This is a genomic window from Winogradskyella sp. PC-19, from assembly GCF_002163855.1.
In the GTDB taxonomy this organism is placed as follows: domain Bacteria; phylum Bacteroidota; class Bacteroidia; order Flavobacteriales; family Flavobacteriaceae; genus Winogradskyella.
Genome location: NZ_CP019332.1, coordinates 1731116 through 1757621, shown reverse-complemented (window position 1 = coordinate 1757621; position 26506 = coordinate 1731116). Strand labels below are relative to the sequence as shown.

Below are 26506 nucleotides of genomic sequence, written 5' to 3'. Positions count from 1 at the left end.
ATAAGTTAAATCAACCTCTAAACAAAAAGAAATTATCTTTCATGTCTTCAATTTGTGCATCTTCATTGGTTATGATATAATCAATGGCTTTGGATGTAAATGCCTCACCTTTTTCGGTTAATGAAACGATGCTATTTTCAACACGAATCATGTTGTTGTTTTCGGCTAAATCTAGAACTTTTTTTGCTCTTACTTTCTGCCAGTTAATATGTTCGCGAAGATGATTTACATGACGTTCTTCAATTTCATTATGGTTTTTTAGGTGTAATAAAAAAGTAATTAAAGATACTTCGGTACGTTGTTGTTTTTCGCGATAGAGTACAGCAATAATGCCTTTGTTGGGAGCAAAAAGGTAAACGACTAAGAATAACAAACCTAAAACTGTGGTTATAGAACCGGCTATTGAGGCATCTAACCAATGTGCGACCCAATAACCAAAGAGCGCACTAAAAATCCCGAAAACAACTGAAAGTACTAACATTTTTTTTAAGTTTTTGGTTAGTAAATAAGCAGCAGCAGCAGGAGCAATCATTAACGCAACAACTAATATAGCTCCAACGGCATCAAAAGCACCAACGGTAGTTACCGATGATACAGACATCAATCCGTAATGTATAATTGCTGGAGAAAAGCCTAACGATGTTGCTAAACCTTTGTCAAAAGTACTTACCTTTAATTCTTTAAAAAATGCAATAAGTAATGTTAGAGTTATAATTAAGATGACGCCAATTATCCATAATGCTTTTGGACCTACGTCTGTTCCACCTATGATTAACCTATCAAAAGGAGCAAAGGCCAATTCACCTAATAAAACGGCGTCAATATCGAGGTGAACATCATTAGCATTTTTGGCAATCATAATCACACCAATACTAAATAAGGCTGGAAATACTAATCCAATAGCTGTGTCTTCTTTTACCAAACCAGTTTTCTGAATATACTCAACCAGAACAACGGTAATAATCCCTGTTAAAGCTGCTAAAACAATGAGTAATGGCGAATTTAAATCGTGCGTAATAAAAAACCCAACAACAATTCCTGGTAAGATGGAGTGACTTATTGCATCACTAATCATAGCCATTTTTCGAAGTACCAAAAAGGTTCCAGGAATGGCACAAGCAACAGCAACCAAACTCGCAATAAGCTGAATTTCTATCTGAGCGCTATTCATTACTATCGGTTTGTTGGTTATATAAATTTGCTGCAGTTTTATAGCCTTGTTTTGTTAAGCTCCACATGTTGCCTTGCAATTGTACAAAGCCTTTATCTACTAATTTTTTTAGCGTACCTTTTGTATAACCTTGAAAGTTATTTAAGATTTTTATGGTGTGCGGGTGAGAAATATCTTCGTGAGTTTCCGCAATCTGATGCATAAAAGCTAGTGTCTTGTGTAGTTCTAAATCACGACGATTCTTAATAAATCGAATTTGCTTAAATAGTAAGCCACGACTTGGTGAAAATATAAATGAAAATATAACGAAAATAGCCGCTACTAAAACAATAACTGGTCCAGTGGATAAATTATTCTGACTTGCACTAACAGCAGTACCAAATACACCTGAAAATGCTCCAAAAATTGCTGCTAAAAAGACCATTTTTGCCAAACTATTTGTCCATTGTCTTGCTGCGGCTGCAGGAGCTAAAAGCATAGCACTCATTAAAACGACACCTACGGTTTGTAATCCTAAAACAATAGCCAAAACAATAAAACTAGTAATAAGAATATCTATAGTTTTTGTATTAAAGCCCAAGGTTTTTGTGTAATCTGCATCAAATAAAAGTATTTTGAATTCTTTCCAGAATAGTAATAAAACCAAGACACATAGTCCTGTGACTATTGCCATGAGCCAAACATCACTTTCAACTAAAGTGGCAGCTTGGCCAAATAAATATTTATCTAAACCAGCTTGATTGGCATTAGGCTGTTTTTGAATAAATGTGAGTAATAACATCCCGAAGCCAAAGAATAGTGATAGGATTAATCCTAAAGCTGTATCTGATTTGAGATGTGTTTTTTTGACAATACCTCTAATCCAGAATGTACCGATAAGTCCACTAATCAAAGCACCAAGAAGTAAGATGTTAGTGTCCTTTGTGCCAGTAATTAAAAAAGTAATCGCAATTCCTGGAAGAGCAGCATGACTTATAGCATCTCCTAAAAGGCTCTGTTTTCTTAGTACAGCAAAGCTACCTAACATTCCTGTTACAGCACCTAAAATTGCTGTTCCGAGTGTGATAGTTCGAAGCGTGTAGTCATTAAAGACAAAAGAGAAATATTCTTTTAAGTCCATTATTCTTGGATACTTACCTTGTAATTGATTCCGTAAGTTTTGGTTAAATTATCGTCATTGAAAATATCTTTAACAGGTCCAGTTGCTATCTTTTTTACATTTAAGAAGGTGACCCAATCAAAATATTCTGGTACAGTTTGTAAATCGTGATGAACTACAATTACTGTTTTTCCTGCTTTTCGTAATTCTTTTAGAATATTGATGATAGCAATCTCGGTTGTAGCGTCAACACCTTGAAAAGGTTCGTCCATAAAATATATAGATGCGTTTTGTACCAACGCTCTCGCCAAAAAGATTCGTTGTTGCTGACCACCAGAAAGTTGACTTATTTGGCGATTTTTAAAAGGTAGCATACCTACTTTTTCTAAAGCTTCTAATGCCGCTTTTTTCTGTTTTTGACCAGGACGTTTTATCCAACCTAAACTTCCGTAAGTTCCCATCATAACTACATCTAATGCTGTTGTTGGAAAATCCCAATCCACACTTCCTTTTTGAGGTACGTAAGCAACTAATTGACGCTGTTTCTCATAAGGCTTATCATAAATACTTACACTACCTGCAATTGGATCTAGTATACCTAAGATTGATTTTATTAAAGTAGATTTTCCGGCACCATTTGGACCAACAATAGCCATAAGTACACCTTCAGGAATTTCTAAATCAATATCCCAAAGTACTGGTTTGTAGTTATAAGCTACCGTAAGATCGTCTACTTTTACAGCTATTTTTTGTTTCATTATTTTAGAGCATTTACAATGGTATTTACATTGTATTTAAACATTCCGATGTAAGTACCTTTAACTGTTCCAGAATTTCCAAGCGCATCACTGAAAAGTGTGCCGCCAATCTCTACGTCATGATTTTTTGCTTTTACGGCTGCGACTAAAGCTTCTACTGTACGTCTTGGTACTGAGCTTTCAACAAAAATGGCTTTAATTTTATTTTCGATGATAAAGTTTGAAATCCTCTGAACATCTTTTACACCTGCTTCGGTGGCAGTGGATAAACCTTGAAGACCAACAACATTAAAGTCATAGTTTTTTCCAAAATAATTGAAAGCATCGTGAGCAGTTACTAAAATTCTTTTCTCCTTTGGAAGAGTATTTATAATAGCTGAAACTTCAGCTTCGAGTTGGGTCAGTTTTGTTAAATATTGCTTTTCATTTTCTATAAAATTAGCAGTGTTAACTGGGTCTTTTTCAGATAATGTTTTAGTCACTTTTTTAGTAAACTGTTTAAAAAAGGCAATATTGAACCACACATGTGGGTCATAGTTTGAAGCAAAATAATCTGAGCCAATAAGCTGTGATTTATCCAAATCTTCACCCAAGGCAATTTGAGTTTTGTTTGTGTTTCCCATTTTTTCGAAAACCTCTACAAGTTTTCCTTCAAGATGTAGACCGTTGTAAAAAATGATATTAGCATTAACCAATTTTGAAACATCACCTTCGCTAGCTTTATACAAGTGTGGATCCACACCACTACCCATTAAACCTTCGACTTCAATAAAGTCACCACCAATATTTTTTACCAAATCGGTAATCATTGTTGTCGTCGTTACAACTTTTAGTTTTCCATTGGTTTCTGTTTCGTTTTTACAAGAAACTAAAATTGAAACTATTAATAAACCTAGAATATATTTTTTCATTCGTTAAAATTTTCACACAAATCTACTAAATAAGCCTAACAAAAACTAATTTTTAGATTAATCTAAAAATATATTTATATTTGCATAAAAATTAAAATAATAAATGAGAATAAAACTGTTTTTTATCATCTTTGGATTTAGCTTTAGTTTTGCGCAAAATGTTGTTGTAAAGGGTAAAGTGGTTTCTAAAACCGAGGCTATACCTTATGCTGAAATTATATTTAACAACGCTATAGCGTATGCGACATATTCTGATGAAAAAGGAAATTTTAAAATTAATATTCCCTACGGAATGTATAAAGTAAAAGTAAAATCGCTTGGACTAAAGGTTAAAGAAAAAACAATTTCGATAACAACAGAAAACTCTAATAATCTAGAGATAGAGTTGGTTGAAGATTTATTTGGGCTAGAACAAGTAGTAGTTAGTGCAACTCGTAATAGAGTTAATAAAAAAGAAGCACCAATAATTGTTAATACGCTTGGAGAAAAATTAATAAATGCAACACAAGCTTTAGCGGTTTCAGAAAGCTTGAATTATTCACCAGGAGTTAGAGTAGAAAATAATTGTCAAAACTGTGGATTTACACAAGTAAGATTAAATGGTTTGGATGGTAGTTACTCTCAAATTTTAGTAAATAGTCGTGCAGTTTTTAGTGCATTAAATAGTGTTTATGGTCTGGAGCAAATCCCAACACAAATAATAGACCGTGTAGAAATTGTAAGAAGTGGTGGTTCGGCTTTATTTGGTTCAAACGCTATTGCCGGTACTGTAAATATTATTACAAAAGACCCAATTTTAAACACATGGGAAATAGGGAGTTATCTGGGTTTAGTAGATGGTCATACTCCGGATAGAGTTCTTAATTTTAACGCATCTTTAGTGGCAGATGATCTTAAAAGTGGTGCAACGTTTTTTGGTATTTATAGAAATAGAAATGATTGGGATGCTAATGGTGATGGTTTTACCGAAATGGTAGAACTTAAGAATACAACTTTTGGAACAAAATTATTTATAAAGCCTACAGATTTGAGCCGAATCACGCTAGATGCTACAGTATTAAACGAATATCGTCGTGGTGGTGACCGCTTGGATTTGGCACCTCATTTAACCGATATCACGGAAGAGCTAACACATAATACAATAATGGGCGGTGTGAGTTATGATTTTAGTAATGAAAAGAATACCAATAATTATTCAATATACACATCTGTACAATATACAGACCGTGATAGTTATTATGGTGGACTTGGTGGCGAGCGTACTGCACAGGATAGTCTAGCAGCTTTAAATGCTTATGGTATTACAAAAGATTTGGCAGTTGCAAATGGTTTTCAGTTTACAAAAAACTTTAAAAGAGATATTTTAACGACCGGTATAGAATATAATATCAGCAATACCGAAGATGTAATTGCAGGTTATAATAGATTAATTGACCAGAAAGTTAACTCTACAGGAGTATATGCTCAATACGAATGGAAACCAAACTCTAAGTTTTCAGCATTAATTGGTTCACGGTTAGACTATGTTAATGTGGACGGTTTTTATAGGATTGAAGATGTAGAACGAAATGTAGATATTTCACAAACAGCATTAAATCCTAGATTTACATTAGCATATGAGTTTACAGATGATCTAAAATTTAGAGGTGGTTATGCGCGTGGATTTAGAGCACCGCAAGCATTTAACGAAGATTTACATATCTCATCTGTTGGTGGAGAGCCTCAATTTGTAATTCTAAGTAATGATTTAAAGCCAGAATTTTCTAATGCATTTACTGCATCCTTGAATTTCACAAAAGATTTTAATACGACGCAAACTAATATTCTATTTGAAGGTTTTTATACAAGTTTAGTAGACCCATTTACTTTGGTTAGTACAGGTGCTACTTTTGACAATGGTTCCATTTTAGAAGAAGTCAGAAATGGAGAAGGTGCTAAAGTATATGGAACGAATTTTGAATTTGGAGTATCACCTTCAAAAAAGTGGTTATTTCAAATAGGTGGTACATTGCAGAAGTCAGAATATGATGAAGACCAAGTTTTGTTTGAAGCTGATGGTACAAATCCCAATGAAACAGATGTGTTAGTTTCTGAATTTGTACGTAATCCTAATGTTTATGGTTATTTAAACACCAATTGGACACCAAGTGAAAAATTTAGTTTATCTGTAACTGGAACTTTTACTGGAGAAATGACAGTACCTTTAGTGATAAGTGATTCAGGCTTTTTACAACTGAATAAAACATCATCGTTTTTTGACCTTAATTTTAATGCAGAAACTCATTTTGATTTTTCTAATGACTTTCAAATCACATTAAATGCAGGTATAAAAAACATGTTTAATAGTTTTCAAGATGATTTTGATGTAGGAGCTGCTCGAGATTCTGATTATGTCTATGGACCAGCGTTACCACGTACATTTTTCGTTGGCGTTAAAATCGGTAAAATGCACTAGATGAAACAGTTAATTTTTGTTTTAGTTTTTAGTTTTTTTGCTTTTGGTTTTGCACAAAACCAATCTATAAATTGGTTGTCTTTTGAAGAATTAGAAATTGCATTAAGTAAAGCGCCTAAAAAAGTAATGATTCATTTTTATGCAGATTGGTGTAGTTACTGTAAAAAAATGGAACGTAAAGTGTATACAAAACCAGAAATTATTACAAAACTAAATAGTGATTATTACGTTGTAAAATTCAATGTAGAGACTAAAAATGATGTTCATTTTGGAGGTAAAACTTTTAAGAATTTACAAGCTGGTAAAAAGCGTCGTCCAAATCACGAATTGGCGGAGTTACTTGCCAAGAAAGATGGTAAACAAGTAACATTACCGGCAGTAATTTTTTTGGATGAAGAATTAAATATAGAAAAACGTGTATTTAGTTATATTGCACCTAAGGAACTTTTAAGTATCTTAAAAGAACAGTTATGATTAAGAATGTTACGCTTACAGAAGAAAATTATTTAAAAGCTATTTTTCATGTCAGTCAGCAAGTTGATGCAGAAGTAAGTACTAATGCAATTGCCGAACGCATAGATGCCAAAGCTTCTTCTGTCACTGATATGCTAAAAAAATTAGCAGAAAAAAATCTAATTACTTACATAAAATATAAAGGTGTAAACTTAACTGAAGAAGGTAGACTAACGGCGGTCAATATTATTAGAAAACACCGTCTATGGGAAGTTTTCCTAGTTGAGAAATTAAATTTTTCTTGGGATGAAGTTCATGATATTGCAGAACAGTTAGAGCATATAAAATCCTCAAAATTAATTGAGCAGTTAGATGTTTTTTTAGAGTTTCCGACACATGACCCACACGGTGATCCAATACCAGATAAAGATGGAAATTTTAGTTACACTGAAAAAATTACTTTAACAAAAGCAGAAGTAGGAGAGACTTATAAATGTGTGGGTGTTGATGATACTACAACTCGATTTTTAAAATATTTAGATAGTAATAAAATTTCATTAGGCACAATGATTACAATTTTGCATAAAGAACCTTATGACAATTCTATTAAGATTGAATTGTTTAATAATGAAATAGTTGTGTCGCAGAACGTTGCCAAAAATTTGTATTTAAAGAAAATATAATTAACAAAATAGATTTTGTCACACTTATTATTTTTTTAAGTCTTTAGTTCATGAAACAATTATTTTTCACCTCCATATTTCTTTTTTCTTTTGTAATTAATTTACAAAATCAGAGTATTGATAAAGAGATAAGAACGCAAGTAAATGAAATCTCTATTAAAGATAGTTTTACCTTTGACGATTATGTAATCCGTTTTGTAAATGTTTTATCAGATTCGAGATGTCCAAAAGGTGTTATGTGTGTTCAAGCTGGAGCAGCGATTGTTAAAGTTGTCGTCTATAAATCAGGGAAACCTATTCAGAATCACAATATGACTTTTACTCCGAATGGTTATTTTCCTAACAATAAAGGGAATTTATTTAATTCTGAAACTTTGAAAATTACAAGCATTGGGTTGTTACCTTATCCAAAACCAGAAACACAAATTATAAAAGAAAATTATACCCTAAAGTTATTGATAGAAGAAGAGGTTGAGTAGATTAATGACAGCCACAGTTATCATTACCACAAGCTTTTGAAGATTTCTTTTTTGGTGTCCAAACAAACTTTCGAACCAAAAAAATCAAAGCTATAGTTAGCGATGAAAAAACTAATATGTTTTGAATGATGGTATTCATTTTTTCGATTTTAATAAACCAGACATTAATAATACAACACCAGCTCCAACAAATATTCCCATAAAAAAGTCTGCAAAATCATTTTCAAGGTTTAATCTATTTAAAATTATTCCTGTTGCTACTAGTAGTAAACCTACAATTCTTTTTGTATTCATGACTATTTTAAAAATTGATAAGCAATTAATGCTACAATATAAGCAATAGCAGTCATAATGGTTAATTGTAATACTGGCCATTTCCAACTATTTGTTTCACGTTTTACAATAGCTAGTGTACTCATACATTGCATTGCAAAAGCATAGAACAGTAGGAGTGAAATCCCAGAAGCCAAGTTGAATAATGGTCCGCCTAAAATAGGATTGACATCAGCAGCCATTCTGTTTTTAATGGTTGCTTCTTCATCACTTCCAACACTGTAAATAGTTGCTAGTGTACCTACAAAAACCTCACGTGCGGCAAAAGAACTTACAATGGCAATACCAATCTTCCAATCGTAACCTAATGGTCTAATTGCTGGTTCAATGGCGTGACCTGCGATACCAATAAATGAATGTTCTAGTCTATGAGATGCTATTTTTTGTTCTAATTCTTCAGTCGATAAATTACTTGAAGCGTATTGCTCTGTTACAATTTCTTCGGCATTATTAAATTCTTCTCCAGGTCCATAAGAAGCTAAAAACCAGAGTACAATTGAGATGGCTAAAATGATTTTACCAGCGCCAAATACAAAGGATTTTGTTTTCTCTAATACGGTTAGTGCTACATTTTTTAATAATGGCAGTTTGTAGTTTGGCATTTCGACTACAAAAAATGTTTTACTTTTTATTTTAAGAATTTTATTTAAAACCCAAGCGGAACCAACTGCAGTACCAAATCCAATGAGATAAAGTAACATTAGAGTTAAGGCTTGATAGCTTAAGCCAAAAATACGATCTTCAGGTATTACTAACGAAATGATTATTAAATATACAGGTAAACGTGCTGAGCATGTAGTAAATGGTGTTACTAAAATGGTGATTAAACGCTCTTTCCAACTTTCGATATTTCGTGTTGCCATAATTGCAGGTATTGCACATGCAGTTCCAGAAATTAATGGAACAACACTCTTTCCGCTAAGCCCAAAACGTCTCATTATACGATCCATTAAGAAAACTACGCGGCTCATATAACCACTTTCTTCAAGTACGGCAATAAATAAGAACAAAAATGCAATTTGAGGTATAAATATCACAATACCACCTAAACCAGAAATAATACCTTCTGCTAATAAATTGGTAAAAGCACCTGGTGGGAGCGTATTTTTTGTCCAATCACTTAAAGACGCAAAAGCACTATCTATAAAATCCATTGGTACACTTGACCAATCGTAAATGGCTTGAAATATGGTCAATAAAATCAAAAAGAAAATGAGGTAACCCCAAATCTTATGAGTCAAAATCCGGTCTAGCTTAATGCGTAAGTCTTTTGCTGTTTTTAAGTCAATTGTTTGTCCTTTTTTAAGAACATTGTTAATAAACTGATAGCGCTTTATAGTTTCTTTTTGTTGAAGTCGTTTTAAATCGGTATCGGACTTTGTTTTAAAATCAGATGCATCTTTTATCGAATTTTTATCGACTTTACCAAAGTTAACGTCTTGCGTAATAACCAACCATAATTTATATAGTGATTGATTTGGAAAGGCTTTCTGTAAGCCATTAAAGTAATCCTTATCAATATTGCTAGTTTCTAAACAAGCATTTGAAGAAAGCGTTTTGTAGTTTGAAATTAAATCCTTCAAATTATCGATACCTTCTTTTTTTCTAGTACTAACTACCGCGATTTTTGTGTCGAGTTCCCTTTCTAAAGTATCAATATCTAAAGAAATACCTTTGTATGCCATTCGATCAGACATATTAATAACCAAAATTGTTGGTATTTCAAGGTCTTTGATTTGGGTATATACAAGAAGATTTCGCTTTAAGTTTTCTACATCGGTAATTACTACAGCTACATCTGGATAATCTTTATCGTTCTTATTGAGTAATAATTCTATAACAACGCTTTCATCTAACGAAGACGCATTTAAACTGTAGGTTCCTGGTAAATCGATGATGTGGGCTTTAACGCCACGAGGTAGTTTGCAAACACCCTCTTTTTTTTCAACGGTGATACCAGGATAATTCCCTACTTTTTGGTTTAGACCTGTAAGTGCGTTAAACACTGAGGTTTTTCCTGTATTTGGATTTCCTATTAATGCAACGTTGATTTGTTTAGGCATCGTTGGTTTCGATTAGGATGTGGTTGGCGGTTTCTTTTCTGATTGCTAAATGCGTTCCATTTATATTAAGATACATTGGGTCAGAAAACGGAGCGACTTGAACTAACTCTACAGAATTACCTGGTAAGCAACCCATTTCTAAGAGTTTTAGTGGAATCTTTTTAGAGGAAACATCTATTATTGTGGCATTTTGACCACGTTTTAATTCTGCTAAAGTCAAGCTTTTCTTATTTAGATTAATTTTAAAGAAGCAAAAATAAGTGAAAATTTTCAGTCTGTAATAGGCTTAACATATTTTATGAACCACCAAAAGATTTTAAGGTTTTGATATCCTCTAGTAATCGTTCTATATCTTCAGATTGAGTACCGTCATAAAAGCCTCTTATCTGACGTTTTTTGTCAATAAGCATAAAGTTTTCGGTATGAATCATATCATAAATGTCTCCGTTACCATCTTCTTTAACTGCTAAGTAACTTTTTCTTGCTAACTCGTAAATTTGTTTTTTGTCACCTGTAACTAAATTCCATTTGCGGTCAATAACGCCTTTCTTTTTTGCATAAGCTTTTAGTACCGGTACACTATCTTTCACAGGAGTTACAGAGTGAGAGAGCAACATTATATCATCATCGCCAATAATCTCTTTTTGGATTTGATACATGTGATCTGTCATTATAGGACATATGGTTTGGCATGTTGTAAAGAAAAAATCAGCCACATAGATTTTATCTTTAAAGTCGTCCTGAGTTATAGTTTTTCCGTTTTGATTAGTCAAACTAAAATCGGCAATAGTATGATATTTTGAAACATGTCTAATGCTTTCGTCTACCATTTCTTCATTAACCATATCCGGTTCATAAATAGGAAGTTGCTCTTTTTTATTTAATATGCTGAAAATGATACTAATAATAACAATGCATAATATCGAAAAGAAAATGGCAAATTTTTTATAGCCATTGAAGAATGTGAGTAGTGACATAAAAACTTCTATTTAAGCAATGCAAAGATAAGTCTAGCTTAAATTTTATTTATGATTTTTATCAGGATTTAACGTTTAAAGTTACACGAAGTCTATTAGCTGTTAAAAAAATGTTGAATAGAAAGTCAATAATTTTATAAATCCCTTTAAAGCATTACTTTTGTCAATCGAAATTTTGAAAACACCACATGGAATTTATCATAAAAATATCTCAATTTTTACTCAGTTTATCCTTACTCATCGTACTGCATGAACTTGGTCACTTTATACCAGCAAAATTATTTAAAACTAAAGTTGAAAAATTTTACCTCTTTTTTGATGTGAAGTTTTCACTTTTTAAGAAAAAAATTGGTGATACCGTTTACGGTATTGGCTGGTTACCACTTGGTGGCTACGTAAAAATTGCAGGAATGATTGACGAGAGTATGGACAAGGAGCAAATGGCTATGCCTGCGCAGCCATGGGAGTTTCGTTCTAAGCCAGCCTGGCAACGTTTGATTATTATGTTAGGTGGTGTAACAGTTAATTTTATTCTGGCTTATGTCATATTTGTATTTGTTGCTTTTACTTATGGTGATACAGATATTGAAATAGACAGTCTAAAAGGTGGTTATTTTATCCAAGACCCAGTACTATTAGATGCTGGATTTAAAACAGGTGATAAGGTTTTAGCGATTAATGATCAGAGTATCGAAATGGATACCGAAATAGGGCAATACATTATTGGTGCGCAGCAAATGACTGTAAAAAGAGATGGCGTAGAAAAAGTTATTAGCTTACCAGAGAATTTTTTAGGACAGTTATCTGATGAAGGTAGTAAAAACCTTTTTAGATATCGTTATCCTTTTATTGTAAAGTCTGTACCTGATTCTTCAGCTAATGCTTCGGTAGACATAAAGAAAGGTGATGTGATTTTAGGACTCAATGGTAAGAAAATCGAATATTTTGATGCATTTGAAGGTGAGCTTAAAAATTACAAAGGTCAAACTGTAAGCGCCGAAATATTAAGAGATGACAAAACTATAATTAGAGACTTAAAAGTCAATGACGAGGCGATGCTTAATATATTTCGACTAATTGATGCTAAACGTTTTACCGAAATGGGTTATTATGATGTCATAAAGACAGAATATTCTTTTGGAGAAAGTTTTGGAGCAGGAGCGAGGAAGTTTAAATCTACGGTTATAAATTATTTTTCTCAGCTAAAAGCGATTTTTAATCCTAAAACAGAGGCTTATAAAGGACTTGGCGGTTTTAAATCTATATATGATATTTTCCCTGATATTTGGAGTTGGCAAGCCTTTTGGAAGTTAACAGCATTTTTATCAATCATGTTGGCAGTTTTAAACTTGTTGCCTATACCAGCATTAGACGGTGGTCATGTGATGTTTTTACTATATGAAATGATTTCTGGACGTACACCTAGTGAGAAATTTTTAGAGCGTGCACAGGTTATAGGATTCTTTATTTTAATTGCATTAGTACTATTTGCTAATGGTAATGATATATTTAAAGCAATAACAAGATAACAAAATAAAAAAAGCTTAAATTTTTTGAATTTTATTTTGGTAGAGAATAAAAATTTAATTTATATTTGCGCTCGCTTTGGCGAAAATAACCTTCCTCTTTAGCTCAGTTGGTTAGAGCATCTGACTGTTAATCAGAGGGTCCTAAGTTCGAGTCTTAGAAGAGGAGCAAGTAAAAAGCCGTAACATATGTTACGGCTTTCTTGTTTTATAAATTTAGTTAGAGAATTCTAAATAATCCAGCTTTTTGTTTTTCTATTAAAATAGGTTTTACAAATACACTGCTTAGATAATAAAGGCAATTTAAGATTACTATCTAGGATTAAAATCAACGCGACAAACCTGCTTCTCTAAATTCTCTATCATTTCTTGCGTCATTTTATCAAGGTCAAAGTCGTGTTGCCAATCCCAATCTTTTCTTGCAACACTATCATCAATAGATGATGGCCAACTGTCTGCAATCGCTTGTCTAAAATCTGGATTGTAAGTAATTATAAAATTTGGAATGTGTTTTTTTATACTTTCAAAAATTTGCTTAGGTGTGAAGCTTATAGCCGCTAAATTATACGATGAGCGTATTTTAATCTTATCTGAAGATGCATGCATCAAATCTGTAGTTGCTTTAATAGCGTCTTCCATATACATCATTGGTAGTTCCGTGTTTTCAGATAAAAAGCATTCGTATTTACCTTCTTTAATGGCCTCGTGATAGATTTCTACCGCATAATCGGTCGTGCCGCCACCAGGCATTGCTTTGTGACTTATAATCCCTGGATATCTTATACTACGAACATCGACGCCATATTTCTTGTTGTAATACTCACACCAGCGCTCACCAACTTGTTTGGTAATACCGTAAACAGTTGTAGGTTCGCAAACAGTAAATTGAGGTGTATTATCTCTTGGAGTAGTCGGCCCAAAGACTGCAATACTGCTTGGCCAAAATATTTTATCTATGACTTTATCTTTTGCTAAATTCAGAACATGAAATAGCGAATTCATATTCAAATCCCATGCTTCCATTGGATATTTTTCACCTGTTGCGCTAAGCAATGCCGCCATAAGGTAAATGGTTTTCACATTGTTTTGTTTACAACAATCATGAATGGCATTATAATTTTTTGCGTCTATAATTTCAAACGGGCCAGCGTTAACTAAATCGAGATTACGCGTATTAATATCACTAGCAATGACGTTATCCACACCATGTATCTCTCTTAATTTTGAAGTGAGTTCTGTTCCTATTTGACCACAAGCACCTATAATTAATATTTTGGAAGACATATTTAGTTTTTAAGTATCATCAAAAATACTAAGAAAGCAGCGTGTATTTTTTATAATTAATTAAAAAAAGAGACTTTTAATAACAATTTAGCATTCTGTATCGATATAACTTTCTTTAAATGAAATAAATCCAGAAAGTATCAGTTTATTTACCTTTACAATCAAGATAAATTTATCACTCATGAAATTTAAATATATAATCGTATTAAGCTTCTTTTTAGTTTTTATTGCCTGTGGAGACAAAACAGAAGGAACTTTAGAAAATTTAGATGTTGAAGTAAAGCAAGAAAAGAAAAAAATATCTGTAAAGGCTATTGAAAACTTTAAGTACAACGATTATATCTTAAGTGACGATTCTAAAAGCGAAGTTTCTGACTGGTCAAAGTTTCAGGAATTAGAAACACAGATTTCCTTTTTGAAAAAAGCTGACATCACTTTCTTTACAACTGAAAAAGATACTTTAAAAAAATTCTTAGATAGTTTAAGAGTCAATATTCCTAATAATATAAATACAAATCCAGTAAACTCTCGTATAACAACATTAGAAACCAAGCTTTTAAAGCTTAATAATGATTTAACTTTAGATAATTATTCGACCGAAAACAAATTAATGAGCATAAAGGAGTTATTAATAGCCAACTCTAATTTAATTTTTGTGATAAACAAAAAATTAGAATTTGACAAAAACGATGTAGGTCGACCTGAAGACTAGTAAGAACTTAGTTTTACAGAATAAAAAAACCATTGCTTAGCAATGGTTTTTTTATTAGTGTTTGTATTGCAAACTTAGTTTTTAGGCTGAGCTTTTTTTGCTTCTAAAGCTTCACGAGTACGTTTTGCCATATTAAAGTTAGGATCAATAGCCAATGCGTCATTGACTAATTTTAATGAGGCGTCTAAATTAGCAGTCTGATTTTCTTTGAATAAATTCAGCGCTTTTAAATACAAAAGAGCGGCTTTTAAAGATGTTTCATAAGGACGTTGTGTTTCGTAAAAAGCACGTTTCATATCATCTGTTACATTTTGCAGACCATATTCTATTTTAGATTTTGCAGCAACGTCTTCGTTATTTTGCATCATTAAATCTGCGATTTCGTAAGCCAAAGATGGGTTTGGGTTTCTGTCAAATAATACATTGTAATGTTCCAGCGCTCTTTTTACATCATTTAAGTTTTTAAATGAAATTGCTTTTACTTCTGTATTTAAATCAGAGTCTGTTGCATTTTTTTCAATCCCAATAGTGTTTAAAGCTTGGATGTATTTTCCTTCTGAAACATAAAGGTAAGCCAGCGTATCTCTTCGTGCTTGGGATGGAGTTAAAATATCTAGGTGTGTCATGGCATTAATAACACCTTGCACATCTCCTTGATTTTTCATTTGTTTGTAATAAGCCTCGTAATGGGCTTTTAGTTCTGCGTTACCTTGAGCAAAACTCATTACTGAAATAAGCATAACTAAGGCAATTGTAATCTTCTTCATTGTTTTAAATTTAATGCGCCAAATCTAAGAAATTTAATAGTATTAGGTCTTAAAATGTTATTAATTTCCTAAAGGCCAGTTTTATACTCATATTTCAATAGTTGTGCCAGTTTAGAACTATCAATAATTTTTCCTTTAGAAGTTGCTTTATTATCAAATTTTGGTAATTCTAAATTATTTTTTTCACAATATTTAGTATAGTAATCTTCTTTTATTGGGTGACTAGGATAACTAGCATTAAAGTCTTCATCCCAAATGTGTTTTTCTATTAATCTTGTAATTATTGAGAGACAGTCATCTCTATGAACAAGATTTACGGGTGCTTTTCCGTTTGAAATATTTTTTCGTCCAGATAATATTTTCCCTGGATGTCTATCGTTTCCTATGAGACCAGAAAATCTTAAGATTGTCGATGTAAAACTTGAATTGATTCTTAGAAGATTTTCAATTTGGATTAATTGTTTTGCAGAATTTGACGTAGCGTTTGGAAGCGTATTATGAGTAATTATTGGGTAGTCAACATAATCCTTAAAAACAGAAGTAGAGCTGATATAAAGGACACGCTTAACTTCACTTTTTTCGATATGATGTACGAGTTGTTCAATTTCTGAGACGTGATTTTTCTTAGGATTTTTTCTTAATCCAGGTGGGATGTTAATGATTAAAAGTTCACTCTTTTTTAAAAAACCTTCAATATTTCCTTCAACTAACTCTTCACTTAAATGAATAAGAAAAGGGTCAATACCTTTATTTTGTAATTCTAATTTTTTGTTCTTACTAGTGGTAGAACCTTTTACGTGGTAGCCATTTTTAATTAATGATTGTGCTAATGGTAACCCCAGCCAACCACATCCTAAAATACTTATTTGAGTTTTTTTCATGTTTCCTAAATCGAAATACTTTAAAGACAAAGATAAGGCTGATAATTACTATACCTTGCTTAACTAATTAATTTTAAGTAACTTTAGTTTTATTCAAAAATCAATAGGTATGGGTATCAAAAGTTTTCAAGGCGCACGTAAGCAGCAAGTCAATGTTCAGGACAAGTTGCTAAAAGTAAAAGATTATATGACGACTAACTTAATTACCTTTTCGCCTAATCAAAAAGTACATTCGGTAGTCGAAGCAATTATTAAAAATAAGATTTCTGGTGGACCTGTCGTAAATGAAAAAAACGAATTGATAGGTATTATATCTGAAGGTGATTGCCTTAAACAATTAAGTGAAAGCTGTTATTATAACATGCCTTTAGAAGAGGATTTAGTTGAAAAACGAATGATAAAAGATGTCGAAACTATTGATGGCAATATGGATATTTTTGACGCAGCAAATAAGTTTTTGAGTTCAAAACGAAGACGTTTTCCTATTGTTGAAAATGGAAAATTGGTAGGTCAAATTAGTCAAAAAGATATTTTAAAAGCAGCATTATATCTTAAATCAGAAAATTGGAATAGTAGCACTAAAGGTTAATTAAAAGCTTATTGTTTAGTCTTCTTTTTAAATATTTCTGGTAAATCACTTATTAATAGTTTTTGCTTCTCATTACTTTCTAGTTCTGCAATTTTTGAGTAAGGATATTCAGGTAAAGGCTCGCTTAAAGATTTCCATTTCGCTACTCCTGCTACTATAATATATTCGCCGATTTCTATTACACCTTCTTCGCATTTTAATTTTTTATTAAAACCAAACCAATTTGTACTCTCTATGTTATAGGCTTTTAATAAAGCCTCGAATCTTGGAGAAGCGTCATTAAAAGTTCCGGAATTTTGCTTTTTATCTTTAACTAAAAAGCACTTATAATTTTCTGGATATTTTGTTGGCTTTACAATTACCATATCACCATTATTTTCTAAAAAAAATTCTTGCACGTGCTCTTCTTCGATTAGAGTTTTCCATCTAGACGACTTAACACTACTTACTTTTTGCTCGATTTTTATTTGATAAAAAATACACTTTCGTTTTGAGTATGGAGCAATCAAAGGTTCTTTAACATGAAGTGCTTTACCGTAAAGTTTGGATATTTCATTCTGCCTTAAGTTAGTTACTCTTCTTAAAGGTATCTTGGATAGTGACCTAATAAGTATTTGTTTTTTACTAAAGTAATATGACACAAAACCAATTATGATTATTGCACCAATAAACAAAGAAAATAAAATTGCTGAATCCATGAAATTATAGTAAAGTAAATATATATTAATGGGGTACTAATTAATCAGTAAAAGTTACATGTTTTAATCATCACGTTTTACCAAAGCGTAATAATCACCATCTAAAGGCAAATAACCTTGGTCATATACAAAGAAATATATCGTGCCTGCTTTGGTAGTATATATACTTGTAAAATAGTTAAAGTCAAATCCTTTTTCGATAAGTTTTGCTCTAGACGTTTTTGTCTTTTTTTCAGGGTTTAATTCTTCAAGAATCCTGTAGTTTTTTCGAAGCCTATTGTTGGTATTTCTAATTAAATTTTTTGAGTCTTTATTAATGCGATTATTATAAGCATTTCTACAACCATCACTGCAGAATTTTTTATCAACGCGACCAATAATTTTGTCACCACATTCCGGACATGTCTTACTCATAACTTTTGATTTTTGATGTTGTACCAATTTAAAATACTACCATCATTATGTTTGAAATTTTCTATATAATTTAAGCCTATTTTTAATAGGGCTTTGTGCGATGCAATATTACCAAGTTCTGTAATACCATAAATCGTATCTAGATTTAAGGTGTCGAATCCAAAATCAATAGAAGCTTTGCCAGCTTCGGTAGCATAGCCTTTATTCCAATACTCAGGCATAAGCCTATATCCTACATCATAGAAATTGGTTTTATCATTAAAACTGTAATCGTTTATAAATCTAAGACCAGACCATCCAATAAAGGCTCCACTTTCTTTTTCAATAACTGCCAATCGACAGACACCATGGTCTTTGTATTTATTAATACAATCTTCGATATATTTTTCAGATTCTGACTTCTTTTTTACAGGATTATTACCCAAAAATTCATGTACAATTGGGTTAGAATCCATTTTGAAAAGTGCATCTACATCATTTTTACTGAATTCTCTAAGAATAAGTCTTTCAGTTTCTATAGAAATCGATTTTCTTTTAATACTATCTGATTTTAGAGGGTTTGCTTTAATTGGTAATATACGAAATATCCATTTACAAACGACTACAAATATTTACAAACGAATTTAAATACGTAACTACCGATTAAAATTTGCATCTCGTCAGATATTTGCACTGTCGAAATACTACTGGAATAGTTTCAGTACTTAAACTCGATAGTATTAACTGTTTAACATTAAAAATTTAGAACACATGAACACATTAAGAAACAAAGTACAGTTGATTGGAAACTTAGGAAATGACCCAGAAATCGTAAACTTAGAATCTGGAAAAACGTTAGCTAAATTCTCTGTCGCAACAAATGAAAGTTACAAAAATGCGCAAGGCGAAAAAGTAACAGACACACAGTGGCACAATATTGTCGCTTGGGGAAAGACCGCCCAGATTGTAGAAAAGTATGTTGGTAAAGGAAAAGAAGTTGCTATTGAAGGTAAATTAACAACTAGAAGTTGGGAAGATAAAGATGGTATTAAAAGATACACTACAGAAGTTGTATGTAGTGAGCTTTTAATGCTTGGTAAATAATAGAATTATATAATAGAAAGTAAAAGCAAAAAAGGAAGCCATTGGCTTCCTTTTTATATTATCATTAAAAGAAGTTTATCTCTTGATAATCTTCTTTGTAATGCTTAAATCAGATGTAGTACTTTCTATGTTTAAAAAGTAAAGTGCATTTTTAAGATTGCTTAAGTTAGAGATTGTGATTTCTCCACTTCTAATTTCACTATCTGTAGTGTTCATTATACGACCATTAATATCTACAATCCTAATATTAAATTCTTGATTAGCTATTTGTGGTGGTAATTCAATAGTAATAGAATTTGTAAAAGGATTAGGACTTACTTTTATATTTTCTAATGCAAAATCATTAGTACTTAATGACCCTTGACATAGAGTCCAACCCATATCTTCCATAAAGCCCAAGGTAATATTCCCAGGGTCTTGTATTACTTCTCCTTGACCAAATTGTGGCGTCATCAAAGCATTAGGAGTGCCGTTAAATGTACTTTCGTCCCAATGGCTATAACTAGAACCAGGGTTAAAATTGGTTGGTGCAAAAGTTTTTGGGGCAATACCACCATTCTGTGCTACAGCTATTGGAGAATTACATGTCAATCCATTACCTGTAAAAGCAGCTAACATCACGTCAGAAGGATCAGGATAGTTATTTTCATCTAAGATAGTCTGCGGAAGACCAAATATACTTGGCGCATCAATATAGGTATCCCAAATGCTAAAATATTGTGCGTTTGGAGGTAAAAAATCTCCTGTTACATCTCTTCTAATATTACCTTGAAACGGAGATGTAGACCCATTACCAATTCTTATACCAAACCCTGCAACACCTAAACCGTGTCCAAGTTCGTGGAGTACAACTGAGATAAAATCAAATTCATTACTAGCAATGTCATTTTCATCATTAACACCGTCACCAAAGAACCAATTAGAAAATTGTGAATTAAAATTACATGTTATATCTACCGAGTTAGGCCCATTAATTTCAGCACCAATAATTTTTTCAGCTAATGCAGCTGGGTATAGTGTGTTTGTACCTCCGCCAGGAATTTCTGCAAAAAACTCTGCACTTGCACTTCCTAAAGTACTGGCACCAAGATTTGTCCAATTTGCATTGATAGTGATTGGCACTGGAGAATCTATAAGGTTTGACCAAATATCTACAGCTACTTGAAATGCAGCTTGTTCTGGACCAGGAAGTGATGGATTAATTACATTTGTTGGGAAATTGATATAATTTACATTAATAGTTGCACAAGGCATTATCCTATTTTCAATTCTAGTTTTTACGGATTCTCGCATCGGAATATATGTATCACTACTGTAATTAGTAATGGGTAATGTACAAGTAGCTGTTTGACTTTCTGGAGACGAGTTGTCTATTACAATAATCTCTTGTGCAGAACTTATAGAAATAGAAAATAATATTGTTAGGCTTAAAATGTAGTTTAATTTCATAATCTTTAATTTTTCTTTTCAGACGCAAAAATAACTAAACACTAACATTTTCTCTTTTCATTTAACATAAAAAGGAGGCTTTTAATAGAAAAAAGTCTCCTTTTATTAATTTTTATTACAGTATTACTTTACTGTTAACGTGTATTGTGGTGTTGGATTCATGGGACAGAAGTATACATACTCACCTTTTTTTAAAGTAGTAACTTTAGAGGTTTCCTTAGTATTATTATCTACAACTTTTGTTACATAAGCTGTTTTAATATGGTTTTCTGGTTTGGATGCATCTTTACCTTTTGGTACCAATACAAATCCAACTTGATGTCCTACATTATTATTTGATATTTCAAATATATATGAGCCTTCGGTTAAGGTCAAAGCATCTTGAGTAAACTTACCTTTGGTCTGTTCTAAAGAAACAACTTGGGCTTTTTCGCCTTTTACCATTGTATCTTTTTTCATATTGTCTTGTGCATTGCTGCTTAAGGTAAATGCTAATGCGATTACTAGGATTGAAATTACTTTTTTCATAATATTTTGTTGTTATGGGTTATTTTAAATTGTTTATACTGTTTCTAATTCTAAAGGTTGTGCTATTGGGAAATCCACAGGAACTTGAGTCGTGCTATGTACATAGTTAGATATAGTCTTATCTCCAACTAAAGAAATTGTGTCTATAAGGTTTCCTTTTGTATAACCTGCATTAAAGTAGTTTTCTAAAATATCAGCGTTTGTTTTACCTCTATTTTCAGTTATGTTTTTAGCTAATTTTGCTAAAGCATCTAGTTTGCTATTAATAGAAGAATATCCTGCTCTGAATTCTAGAATCTGAGCTTCATTAAAACCATTCATTTTTCCTATTGCTGTGTGTGCAGATAAACAATAAATACAGTCATTTACTTGACTTACAGCTAAGTTTACAACTTCTTTTTCTTTTGCAGAAAGTGATGTTTTGGCATTTGCAAAATTTAAATAGTTCTCTAAAGCTGTATCGCTATTTGCATAAGTTGCATATAGGTTTGGAACAAACCCTAAAGCTTTGTTTAGGTTGTCAAAAATTGCTTGGTTGTTTGCGCTTACGTTTTCTCTTGTTGGTACATTAAATGTGCTCATAATTTTATTTTTTAGTATTGTAGTTTGTTTCAATACTGAAACTATTTCAGTGTTGTTTTTTGTTGGTACAAAGTTGCTATCATTTTAAGGATTAAAGAATGTTTGTTTTTCCTTTAAGGTTGTTAATTACTCCCTATATTTATTTTTCACTTACAAATGGTTGTTCAGAATCACAGTAGTAATCATGAATAGATTTGTGCGCACAATGTGTCGAAGGAGTGATTGTGTTTAATATTCTTTTTGGCGTAGTTCTAAAAATCTCCATGAGATTAAATATAGATTTGTGTGTTTTCATCTTGTTATTGTTTTAAATATTACAATGCAAAGATGCGACAGAAGGCTTTTGTAAAGAATGAAGAATTTGCCTTAGGACTTGTCAATTTTTCCTAAGATGAAGATTTTAGTTGTTTTTTAAAGGTAGATGGTGATTGTGATGTGTGTTTTTTGAAAAGTCGACTTAGGTGAGAAGCATCTTCAAAACCAACTTCATAGGCAATCTCTTTTGCTGTTTTATCAGTGTAAATTAAAAGTCGCTTGGCTTCTAATATAATACGTTCGTGAATGATTTGAAGTGGACTATGATTAAGTTTAGCAAAATTATTAGAGAGTGTTTTGGGAGATTTAAACAATTTATCTGCATAAAACCCAACACTGTGTTCTGTTCTAAAATGCTGTTCGACTAAAAAATTAAACGAACGCAGTAAATCGACTTTAGAACTTTTAGGAGTTTCTACAATGCCAGCTTTTGCTTTTAGCAAACGTGTACTTTTAATTATAAATCTAGCCATAAGCATTCTTAACATTTCGGCTTGGATATTATCTTTTGTTTCTAACTCGTCAATAAAAACACTATGCAAGGTTTCAAATTTTGGTAACTCAATACTATCTAAATAAATGACAGGAATGTTAGAGTTCCCGAAGAATAATACGCCTACACAACTCACTTCTTTGTCGTGGTCCTTGATACAATAAAAATCACGGTTAAACTGGTATACAATGGCGTTATTACCACTGATGTATTCTAAATATTGAATAGGTGTTAAAGCAACTATATGATTAGGCTCTAATGTAAATGGAACACTATCAATAATAAGTTCAATAGCATTAGACTTTGCCCATATAAAGGTGTAAAGATCAGTTTGTTTAGCTCTTTCAAATTGTTTTAAAATGGATGTACTACCTATATTTAAAATAGCGTCGGTCGAAAAATCTTTAAAATGATGTGTCATGGCCATTAAGTCTAAAATAAATATATAAAATTACAGATGTGACAAAAAATCTCTTTTAAAAGAAAATTTCTTGAGCTAGACGAAATGTATTGGTGTGTGCATCTACAATGGTTTTTATATCTGGCGAATAGCCGCCACCCATACTACACATGACAGGTATGTTGTTGCTTTTGCATTGCTCTAAAACAAATCGATCCCTTTCTTTACAGCCATCAATACTCATACCTAGTTTACCTAATTTATCTGATTCGACAACATCAACACCACATAAATAGAATATAAAATCGGGTTGCTGCTGGTCAATTAGTTTGGGAAGTGTATTCTTTAATATTTTTAAATAGGTGTCATCATCGGTGTCATTTTCTAAGGCAATATCCAAATCACTTTGTTCTTTTCGAAAAGGGTAATTGCTTTTTCCGTGCATCGAAAAAGTAAATACTGATTTATCATTCTGAAATATCTCGGCAGTACCATTACCTTGATGAACATCAAGGTCAACGATTAATACTTTTTGAGATAAGTCTTTTGATTGGAGATATCTAGCACCAATTGCTTGGTCATTAAGCATGCAAAATGCTTCACCTCGATTAGTATATGCATGGTGTGTGCCACCAGCAATATTCATGGCAATACCGTTTTGCAAAGCATATTTAGTCGCTTTTATTGTCCCGTCTGTAATTAACCTTTCGCGTTCTACCAAGACTTCACTTAAAGGAAAACCAATTTTTCTTGCTGCACGTTGGTCTAGTGTAATGTTTAGTAAATCATAATAATATTCAGGCTCATGTACTGCTAAAATATATTTGTCATTTGGTCTTTCTGGTTCAAAAAAATTGTCTGGAATACAGGTACCTTCATATAATAATTGCTGCGGTAATAACTCGTATTTTTCCATAGGGAAACGATGTCCTTCTGGCAGTGGATGTTTGTAAATAGGATGAAAGGCTATTTTAAGCACTTAGTTTTCTCTTTCAATTTTAATTTCTTGAGATATAAATTGGTCTTCATTAATCATACCTTCAATAAACAGTGAAATTTCATCATTTTTGGTGTCATAAAACTTAAAACTTGCTGTTCCACTAGAATTAAAATTAAGATTTGATTGCCAATCTATAGTTCCATATTCTTTAAAAAAATCAGTATTGTAATATTGATATTTTGGGGTATAGAATGTTTTTTCTTTGGCAAATCTTAACGGCACATCGTAAGCGACAACCATATTACTCTTCTTAATTGCTCTTCCATTAGGGTCAGAAAAGATTTTTATAAATCCCGCATTTCCTCTTATTCCTCCTCCAGAACCATAAAATTCATATTCGATATAGTCAATATCTCCCATATTTAAGAAAGTCAAAATACTAAAGTCTGAACTTACGCCTTGAGCTGAAAGAAGTGCATTATCTAAATAAACCAAAGGAACAGGGTCGCCCCAATTGACCCTTGGGTTAGTAATGCTAAGCGTACCAGCAAAATAATCAAACTGTGTAACCCAACCTAAGCGTTGCAAGTACAAATCAAGTCTTAGATTTCTGAGCTTTATATTATCTTGTATTAAATCAATACGCGAGTTAGTTGCCTTTTTCTCAAGAGCTTCAAGTCTGGTTTTTCTCTTATCTATTTTTAGGACGACTTCATCAAGTTCAGTAGCATCTTGCGAGTTCTCCCAAGCTTCGCTTTGTTGATTTGGATTTAAATACTTATCACTATCCAAAAATGTTTCGTCTATGACTTTTAGGTTGTTTTTAAAAACAGGAAACTCTGATGGATAATATTGTAGATATAATGATGGCTTTTCTTTAAACTTTTTCTTTTTTGTATTGACGTACCCAATTCTAAAAATATCATCTTCTGTTGGGTAGGATTGTTTAACAGTAAAAGCAACTTCTTTTTTAGGCACATCAAAAAGCTGTGTTGTATTATCAGCTAAAGGATAAACGATGTAAGTACCAGATTTTTCTTTTCTAACATTTGCTACAATATCGATACCACGCTCAAATGGGTAGATAAAAGCACGTTCTTGATTGCTTAAAATAGTTTTCCAACTGTAACTACTCCAGCCTTGAGTAAGCATTAATAAATCTAGATTATAGTCCGTTTTTCTATTATTGGTTTTAAAATAGCCAGAGCCATTTTCGATGCGTCCCTTTATGTAAGGCTGAATAAATAATTGGCTTAATATATTATTATGATGATTGTAAGATTTTGTTTCGGATGGCAAAACAGAAATACTTAAGTTAGAAGATTTTAGTGCTTCTGTTAAATCTAGACTTAGACTAACATCTAAGCTATCTGTTTCTGATTTCAGTTTCACTTTAGATATTCCGCCTTGTAAAATAGAGGAGTTGTTAAAGTATAATCGCTCTAAAAGTGGTTGGTCATTATTACTAAAAATGGTAAAAATATTGACGCCTTTATATAATTCATTTTTCGGAAAACTTAAAATTGCAGTTCCATTTTCATTAAGTTGAAAATCTGACATGACCATGTCACTGCCATTGTGTAGGGCGATTTTATAATCTCTATTTTTATTACGTTGAAGAGATTCTTTATTAGTTTTTATCTGAAGCCGAATAACATCAGAAGTAGATGTCAAACTCATGATAATACCAAAAGACTCAATATTATTTATTGGAGAAGAGATTTCTCTTTCATTAAGATTAATATGTGCTGAGTATTTTTTCCCAGGAATAGGCGTAAATAAAGTTTTTGCGAGACCAACATCGTTTAATTGAAATTCTGAAACAACATTTTTATCCTCGTCTTTTATAGAACCATAAGCATTGACAATACCATACCCAAACTGGTTTTTTGCAATAATACCAACTGTGTTAGAGACATTATAGAGTAGGTGACCACCTTCACCTAAGGCCTGTAAATCTACTTCAATATCTCTAGAACTTATAGGCTTAACATCACCAAGATTATCGGCGTCAATAACTTTAAAGGTTTGCTCAAAATGATTTTGTTCATCAAAGTTTTTCATCCAATTGGTATAGGCCTTGAACGTAAAAATACCAGTGGATAAAGTACTGTCTACATCAAATGCATTAACGGCGATACCATCCTTGACTTTGACAAGTTTTTTCTTTAAGACCTCTCCATTTTCATCAGAGATGGTGCAGTATAGATTAGATGTCATCTTTGAAGGTTCTTTAGTGAACTTGTCAAAAACATATGCGGTAAAACCCATTATTTCACCTTCGATGTAGGTGGATTTATTTAGATGTGCGTAAGCAATTTCTCTTGGCGCTTCGCTATAATCTTCGTAAGACTCTATTATTTTAGTGGTCTGCCCGAAGCTACTGATGGTGATAGTAAGAAAAATAAAAGATAAAAACCGAGTTAAGAAGAATGTAGTTTTATTCATTGTCAGAAATTTTTT

The 26506-nt window shown here is 32.2% G+C and carries 30 protein-coding genes and 1 tRNA gene; 9 read left to right on the top strand and 22 right to left on the bottom strand.

Annotated features, from left to right (window positions below; all coding sequences use genetic code 11):
• Positions 1-10: 10 nt before the first annotated feature.
• From BTO05_RS08045 to BTO05_RS08030, 4 genes are read right to left on the bottom strand one after another with little or no spacing between them, the layout of a single operon-like run.
• On the bottom strand, positions 11-1171 hold the full coding sequence (locus tag BTO05_RS08045) for a metal ABC transporter permease (protein ID WP_087492170.1): 1161 nt from the start codon (positions 1169-1171) through the stop codon (positions 11-13).
• Complete coding sequence (locus BTO05_RS08040) at positions 1164-2291, bottom strand: metal ABC transporter permease (RefSeq protein ID WP_087492169.1); 1128 nt, start codon at positions 2289-2291, stop codon at positions 1164-1166. The genes BTO05_RS08045 and BTO05_RS08040 overlap by 8 nt, the downstream gene beginning before the upstream one ends.
• Positions 2291-3028 (bottom strand): metal ABC transporter ATP-binding protein, encoded by a 738-nt coding sequence (locus BTO05_RS08035; RefSeq protein ID WP_087492168.1) that lies wholly within the window; start codon positions 3026-3028, stop codon positions 2291-2293. The genes BTO05_RS08040 and BTO05_RS08035 overlap by 1 nt, the downstream gene beginning before the upstream one ends.
• Positions 3028-3939: a metal ABC transporter solute-binding protein, Zn/Mn family gene (locus tag BTO05_RS08030; protein ID WP_087492167.1), complete on the bottom strand. Its 912-nt coding sequence runs from the start codon at positions 3937-3939 to the stop codon at positions 3028-3030. Before BTO05_RS08030 ends, BTO05_RS08035 begins: the two co-directional genes overlap by 1 nt.
• A 103-nt stretch (positions 3940-4042) precedes the next feature.
• Here BTO05_RS08030 and BTO05_RS08025 point away from each other — a divergent pair, with 103 nt between their 5' ends.
• From BTO05_RS08025 to BTO05_RS08010, 4 genes are read left to right on the top strand one after another with little or no spacing between them, the layout of a single operon-like run.
• The gene (locus tag BTO05_RS08025; protein ID WP_087492166.1) at positions 4043-6394 is read left to right on the top strand and encodes a TonB-dependent receptor domain-containing protein; all 2352 of its coding nucleotides are present in this window, start codon (positions 4043-4045) and stop codon (positions 6392-6394) included.
• Positions 6395-6868: a thioredoxin family protein gene (locus BTO05_RS08020; protein WP_087492165.1), complete on the top strand. Its 474-nt coding sequence runs from the start codon at positions 6395-6397 to the stop codon at positions 6866-6868.
• A complete protein-coding gene (locus tag BTO05_RS08015; RefSeq protein ID WP_087492164.1) occupies positions 6865-7530 on the top strand; it encodes a metal-dependent transcriptional regulator in 666 nt (221 codons plus the stop codon). Before BTO05_RS08020 ends, BTO05_RS08015 begins: the two co-directional genes overlap by 4 nt.
• Before the next feature lie 50 nt (positions 7531-7580).
• A complete protein-coding gene (locus tag BTO05_RS08010; RefSeq protein WP_087492163.1) occupies positions 7581-8009 on the top strand; it encodes a hypothetical protein in 429 nt (142 codons plus the stop codon).
• 1 nt (position 8010) lies between these two features.
• On the opposite strand, the gene BTO05_RS08005 is transcribed toward BTO05_RS08010, so the two are convergent.
• The 5 genes from BTO05_RS08005 to BTO05_RS07990 all read right to left on the bottom strand — a co-directional run bounded on the left by BTO05_RS08005 (position 8011) and on the right by BTO05_RS07990 (position 11382).
• Positions 8011-8148, bottom strand: coding sequence for a FeoB-associated Cys-rich membrane protein (locus tag BTO05_RS08005; RefSeq protein WP_087492162.1), 138 nt, complete (start codon positions 8146-8148; stop codon positions 8011-8013).
• Positions 8145-8303, bottom strand: a complete 159-nt coding sequence (locus BTO05_RS14005) for a hypothetical protein (protein WP_157662559.1) — start codon at positions 8301-8303, stop codon at positions 8145-8147. Before BTO05_RS14005 ends, BTO05_RS08005 begins: the two co-directional genes overlap by 4 nt.
• A 2-nt stretch (positions 8304-8305) precedes the next feature.
• The gene (gene feoB, locus BTO05_RS08000; RefSeq protein ID WP_087492161.1) at positions 8306-10405 is read right to left on the bottom strand and encodes a ferrous iron transport protein B; all 2100 of its coding nucleotides are present in this window, start codon (positions 10403-10405) and stop codon (positions 8306-8308) included.
• Entirely contained in the window at positions 10398-10625 is a 228-nt protein-coding gene (locus BTO05_RS07995; protein ID WP_087492160.1) for a ferrous iron transport protein A, read from the bottom strand. The genes feoB and BTO05_RS07995 overlap by 8 nt, the downstream gene beginning before the upstream one ends.
• A 76-nt stretch (positions 10626-10701) precedes the next feature.
• Positions 10702-11382 carry an SCO family protein gene (locus BTO05_RS07990; RefSeq protein ID WP_087492159.1) on the bottom strand — a complete coding sequence of 227 codons (681 nt, stop codon included), beginning with the start codon at positions 11380-11382 and terminating at the stop codon, positions 10702-10704.
• A gap of 188 nt (positions 11383-11570) precedes the next feature.
• Between BTO05_RS07990 and rseP the strand changes: the two genes are divergently transcribed.
• Both rseP and BTO05_RS07980 read left to right on the top strand, forming a co-directional pair.
• Positions 11571-12911 (top strand): RIP metalloprotease RseP, encoded by a 1341-nt coding sequence (rseP, locus tag BTO05_RS07985; RefSeq protein WP_087492158.1) that lies wholly within the window; start codon positions 11571-11573, stop codon positions 12909-12911.
• Between the two features lie 92 nt (positions 12912-13003).
• Positions 13004-13077: transfer RNA gene (locus BTO05_RS07980), tRNA-Asn, on the top strand.
• Positions 13078-13220: 143 nt separating this feature from the next.
• On the opposite strand, the gene BTO05_RS07975 is transcribed toward BTO05_RS07980, so the two are convergent.
• Positions 13221-14192: an NAD-dependent epimerase/dehydratase family protein gene (locus BTO05_RS07975; protein ID WP_087492157.1), complete on the bottom strand. Its 972-nt coding sequence runs from the start codon at positions 14190-14192 to the stop codon at positions 13221-13223.
• Between the two features lie 181 nt (positions 14193-14373).
• On the opposite strand from BTO05_RS07975, the gene BTO05_RS07970 reads away from it, so the two are divergent.
• Positions 14374-14904, top strand: a complete 531-nt coding sequence (locus BTO05_RS07970) for a hypothetical protein (RefSeq protein ID WP_087492156.1) — start codon at positions 14374-14376, stop codon at positions 14902-14904.
• A 74-nt stretch (positions 14905-14978) separates the two neighbouring features.
• On the opposite strand, the gene BTO05_RS07965 is transcribed toward BTO05_RS07970, so the two are convergent.
• Complete coding sequence (locus BTO05_RS07965; protein WP_087492155.1) at positions 14979-15671, bottom strand: hypothetical protein; 693 nt, start codon at positions 15669-15671, stop codon at positions 14979-14981.
• Positions 15672-15739: 68 nt separating this feature from the next.
• Positions 15740-16552 (bottom strand): NAD(P)H-binding protein, encoded by an 813-nt coding sequence (locus BTO05_RS07960; RefSeq protein WP_087492154.1) that lies wholly within the window; start codon positions 16550-16552, stop codon positions 15740-15742.
• A gap of 109 nt (positions 16553-16661) precedes the next feature.
• Here BTO05_RS07960 and BTO05_RS07955 point away from each other — a divergent pair, with 109 nt between their 5' ends.
• Positions 16662-17141: a CBS domain-containing protein gene (locus tag BTO05_RS07955; RefSeq protein WP_087492153.1), complete on the top strand. Its 480-nt coding sequence runs from the start codon at positions 16662-16664 to the stop codon at positions 17139-17141.
• Between the two features lie 8 nt (positions 17142-17149).
• On the opposite strand, the gene BTO05_RS07950 is transcribed toward BTO05_RS07955, so the two are convergent.
• The 3 genes from BTO05_RS07950 to BTO05_RS07940 all read right to left on the bottom strand — a co-directional run bounded on the left by BTO05_RS07950 (position 17150) and on the right by BTO05_RS07940 (position 18753).
• Entirely contained in the window at positions 17150-17839 is a 690-nt protein-coding gene (locus BTO05_RS07950; RefSeq protein WP_087492152.1) for a hypothetical protein, read from the bottom strand.
• Between the two features lie 63 nt (positions 17840-17902).
• On the bottom strand, positions 17903-18253 hold the full coding sequence (locus tag BTO05_RS07945) for a hypothetical protein (RefSeq protein WP_087492151.1): 351 nt from the start codon (positions 18251-18253) through the stop codon (positions 17903-17905).
• On the bottom strand, positions 18250-18753 hold the full coding sequence (locus tag BTO05_RS07940) for a GNAT family N-acetyltransferase (protein WP_262508179.1): 504 nt from the start codon (positions 18751-18753) through the stop codon (positions 18250-18252). Before BTO05_RS07940 ends, BTO05_RS07945 begins: the two co-directional genes overlap by 4 nt.
• 250 nt (positions 18754-19003) lie before the next feature.
• Here BTO05_RS07940 and BTO05_RS07935 point away from each other — a divergent pair, with 250 nt between their 5' ends.
• Positions 19004-19336, top strand: coding sequence for a single-stranded DNA-binding protein (locus BTO05_RS07935; RefSeq protein WP_087492149.1), 333 nt, complete (start codon positions 19004-19006; stop codon positions 19334-19336).
• A 75-nt stretch (positions 19337-19411) separates the two neighbouring features.
• On the opposite strand, the gene BTO05_RS07930 is transcribed toward BTO05_RS07935, so the two are convergent.
• The 7 genes from BTO05_RS07930 to BTO05_RS07905 form a co-directional block, all read right to left on the bottom strand.
• Positions 19412-20785, bottom strand: a complete 1374-nt coding sequence (locus tag BTO05_RS07930; RefSeq protein ID WP_087492148.1) for a T9SS type A sorting domain-containing protein — start codon at positions 20783-20785, stop codon at positions 19412-19414.
• 123 nt (positions 20786-20908) lie between these two features.
• Positions 20909-21313: a cupredoxin domain-containing protein gene (locus BTO05_RS07925; RefSeq protein ID WP_087492147.1), complete on the bottom strand. Its 405-nt coding sequence runs from the start codon at positions 21311-21313 to the stop codon at positions 20909-20911.
• Positions 21314-21346: 33 nt separating this feature from the next.
• Entirely contained in the window at positions 21347-21895 is a 549-nt protein-coding gene (locus BTO05_RS07920) for a carboxymuconolactone decarboxylase family protein (RefSeq protein ID WP_087493312.1), read from the bottom strand.
• A gap of 139 nt (positions 21896-22034) precedes the next feature.
• Positions 22035-22190: a hypothetical protein gene (locus BTO05_RS14000; RefSeq protein WP_157662558.1), complete on the bottom strand. Its 156-nt coding sequence runs from the start codon at positions 22188-22190 to the stop codon at positions 22035-22037.
• A 91-nt stretch (positions 22191-22281) separates the two neighbouring features.
• On the bottom strand, positions 22282-23124 hold the full coding sequence (locus BTO05_RS07915) for a helix-turn-helix domain-containing protein (protein ID WP_232459721.1): 843 nt from the start codon (positions 23122-23124) through the stop codon (positions 22282-22284).
• A 55-nt stretch (positions 23125-23179) separates the two neighbouring features.
• Entirely contained in the window at positions 23180-24082 is a 903-nt protein-coding gene (locus tag BTO05_RS07910) for a histone deacetylase (protein WP_087492145.1), read from the bottom strand.
• Entirely contained in the window at positions 24083-26491 is a 2409-nt protein-coding gene (locus tag BTO05_RS07905) for a hypothetical protein (RefSeq protein WP_087492144.1), read from the bottom strand.
• Positions 26492-26506: the final 15 nt, after the last annotated feature.

Excerpts from the sequence above, each read along its gene's own strand:
- BTO05_RS14005 (WP_157662559.1), bottom strand. The coding sequence starts at position 8,303 with ATGAATACAAAAAGAATTGTAGGTTTACTACTAGTAGCAACAGGAATA.
- BTO05_RS07950 (WP_087492152.1), bottom strand. The coding sequence starts at position 17,839 with ATGGATTCAGCAATTTTATTTTCTTTGTTTATTGGTGCAATAATCATA.
- BTO05_RS14000 (WP_157662558.1), bottom strand. The coding sequence starts at position 22,190 with ATGAAAACACACAAATCTATATTTAATCTCATGGAGATTTTTAGAACT.
- feoB (WP_087492161.1), bottom strand. The coding sequence starts at position 10,405 with ATGCCTAAACAAATCAACGTTGCATTAATAGGAAATCCAAATACAGGA.
- BTO05_RS07925 (WP_087492147.1), bottom strand. The coding sequence starts at position 21,313 with ATGAAAAAAGTAATTTCAATCCTAGTAATCGCATTAGCATTTACCTTA.
- BTO05_RS08030 (WP_087492167.1), bottom strand. The coding sequence starts at position 3,939 with ATGAAAAAATATATTCTAGGTTTATTAATAGTTTCAATTTTAGTTTCT.
- BTO05_RS07935 (WP_087492149.1), top strand. The coding sequence starts at position 19,004 with ATGAACACATTAAGAAACAAAGTACAGTTGATTGGAAACTTAGGAAAT.
- BTO05_RS07905 (WP_087492144.1), bottom strand. The coding sequence starts at position 26,491 with ATGAATAAAACTACATTCTTCTTAACTCGGTTTTTATCTTTTATTTTT.
- BTO05_RS07920 (WP_087493312.1), bottom strand. The coding sequence starts at position 21,895 with ATGAGCACATTTAATGTACCAACAAGAGAAAACGTAAGCGCAAACAAC.
- rseP (WP_087492158.1), top strand. The coding sequence starts at position 11,571 with ATGGAATTTATCATAAAAATATCTCAATTTTTACTCAGTTTATCCTTA.
- BTO05_RS07955 (WP_087492153.1), top strand. The coding sequence starts at position 16,662 with ATGGGTATCAAAAGTTTTCAAGGCGCACGTAAGCAGCAAGTCAATGTT.
- BTO05_RS08025 (WP_087492166.1), top strand. The coding sequence starts at position 4,043 with ATGAGAATAAAACTGTTTTTTATCATCTTTGGATTTAGCTTTAGTTTT.
- BTO05_RS07990 (WP_087492159.1), bottom strand. The coding sequence starts at position 11,382 with ATGTCACTACTCACATTCTTCAATGGCTATAAAAAATTTGCCATTTTC.
- BTO05_RS07975 (WP_087492157.1), bottom strand. The coding sequence starts at position 14,192 with ATGTCTTCCAAAATATTAATTATAGGTGCTTGTGGTCAAATAGGAACA.
- BTO05_RS07960 (WP_087492154.1), bottom strand. The coding sequence starts at position 16,552 with ATGAAAAAAACTCAAATAAGTATTTTAGGATGTGGTTGGCTGGGGTTA.
- BTO05_RS08015 (WP_087492164.1), top strand. The coding sequence starts at position 6,865 with ATGATTAAGAATGTTACGCTTACAGAAGAAAATTATTTAAAAGCTATT.
- BTO05_RS08045 (WP_087492170.1), bottom strand. The coding sequence starts at position 1,171 with ATGAATAGCGCTCAGATAGAAATTCAGCTTATTGCGAGTTTGGTTGCT.
- BTO05_RS08005 (WP_087492162.1), bottom strand. The coding sequence starts at position 8,148 with ATGAATACCATCATTCAAAACATATTAGTTTTTTCATCGCTAACTATA.
- BTO05_RS08035 (WP_087492168.1), bottom strand. The coding sequence starts at position 3,028 with ATGAAACAAAAAATAGCTGTAAAAGTAGACGATCTTACGGTAGCTTAT.
- BTO05_RS07945 (WP_087492151.1), bottom strand. The coding sequence starts at position 18,253 with ATGAGTAAGACATGTCCGGAATGTGGTGACAAAATTATTGGTCGCGTT.
- BTO05_RS07965 (WP_087492155.1), bottom strand. The coding sequence starts at position 15,671 with ATGAAGAAGATTACAATTGCCTTAGTTATGCTTATTTCAGTAATGAGT.
- BTO05_RS08020 (WP_087492165.1), top strand. The coding sequence starts at position 6,395 with ATGAAACAGTTAATTTTTGTTTTAGTTTTTAGTTTTTTTGCTTTTGGT.
- BTO05_RS08040 (WP_087492169.1), bottom strand. The coding sequence starts at position 2,291 with ATGGACTTAAAAGAATATTTCTCTTTTGTCTTTAATGACTACACGCTT.
- BTO05_RS07930 (WP_087492148.1), bottom strand. The coding sequence starts at position 20,785 with ATGAAATTAAACTACATTTTAAGCCTAACAATATTATTTTCTATTTCT.
- BTO05_RS07970 (WP_087492156.1), top strand. The coding sequence starts at position 14,374 with ATGAAATTTAAATATATAATCGTATTAAGCTTCTTTTTAGTTTTTATT.
- BTO05_RS07915 (WP_232459721.1), bottom strand. The coding sequence starts at position 23,124 with ATGACACATCATTTTAAAGATTTTTCGACCGACGCTATTTTAAATATA.
- BTO05_RS08010 (WP_087492163.1), top strand. The coding sequence starts at position 7,581 with ATGAAACAATTATTTTTCACCTCCATATTTCTTTTTTCTTTTGTAATT.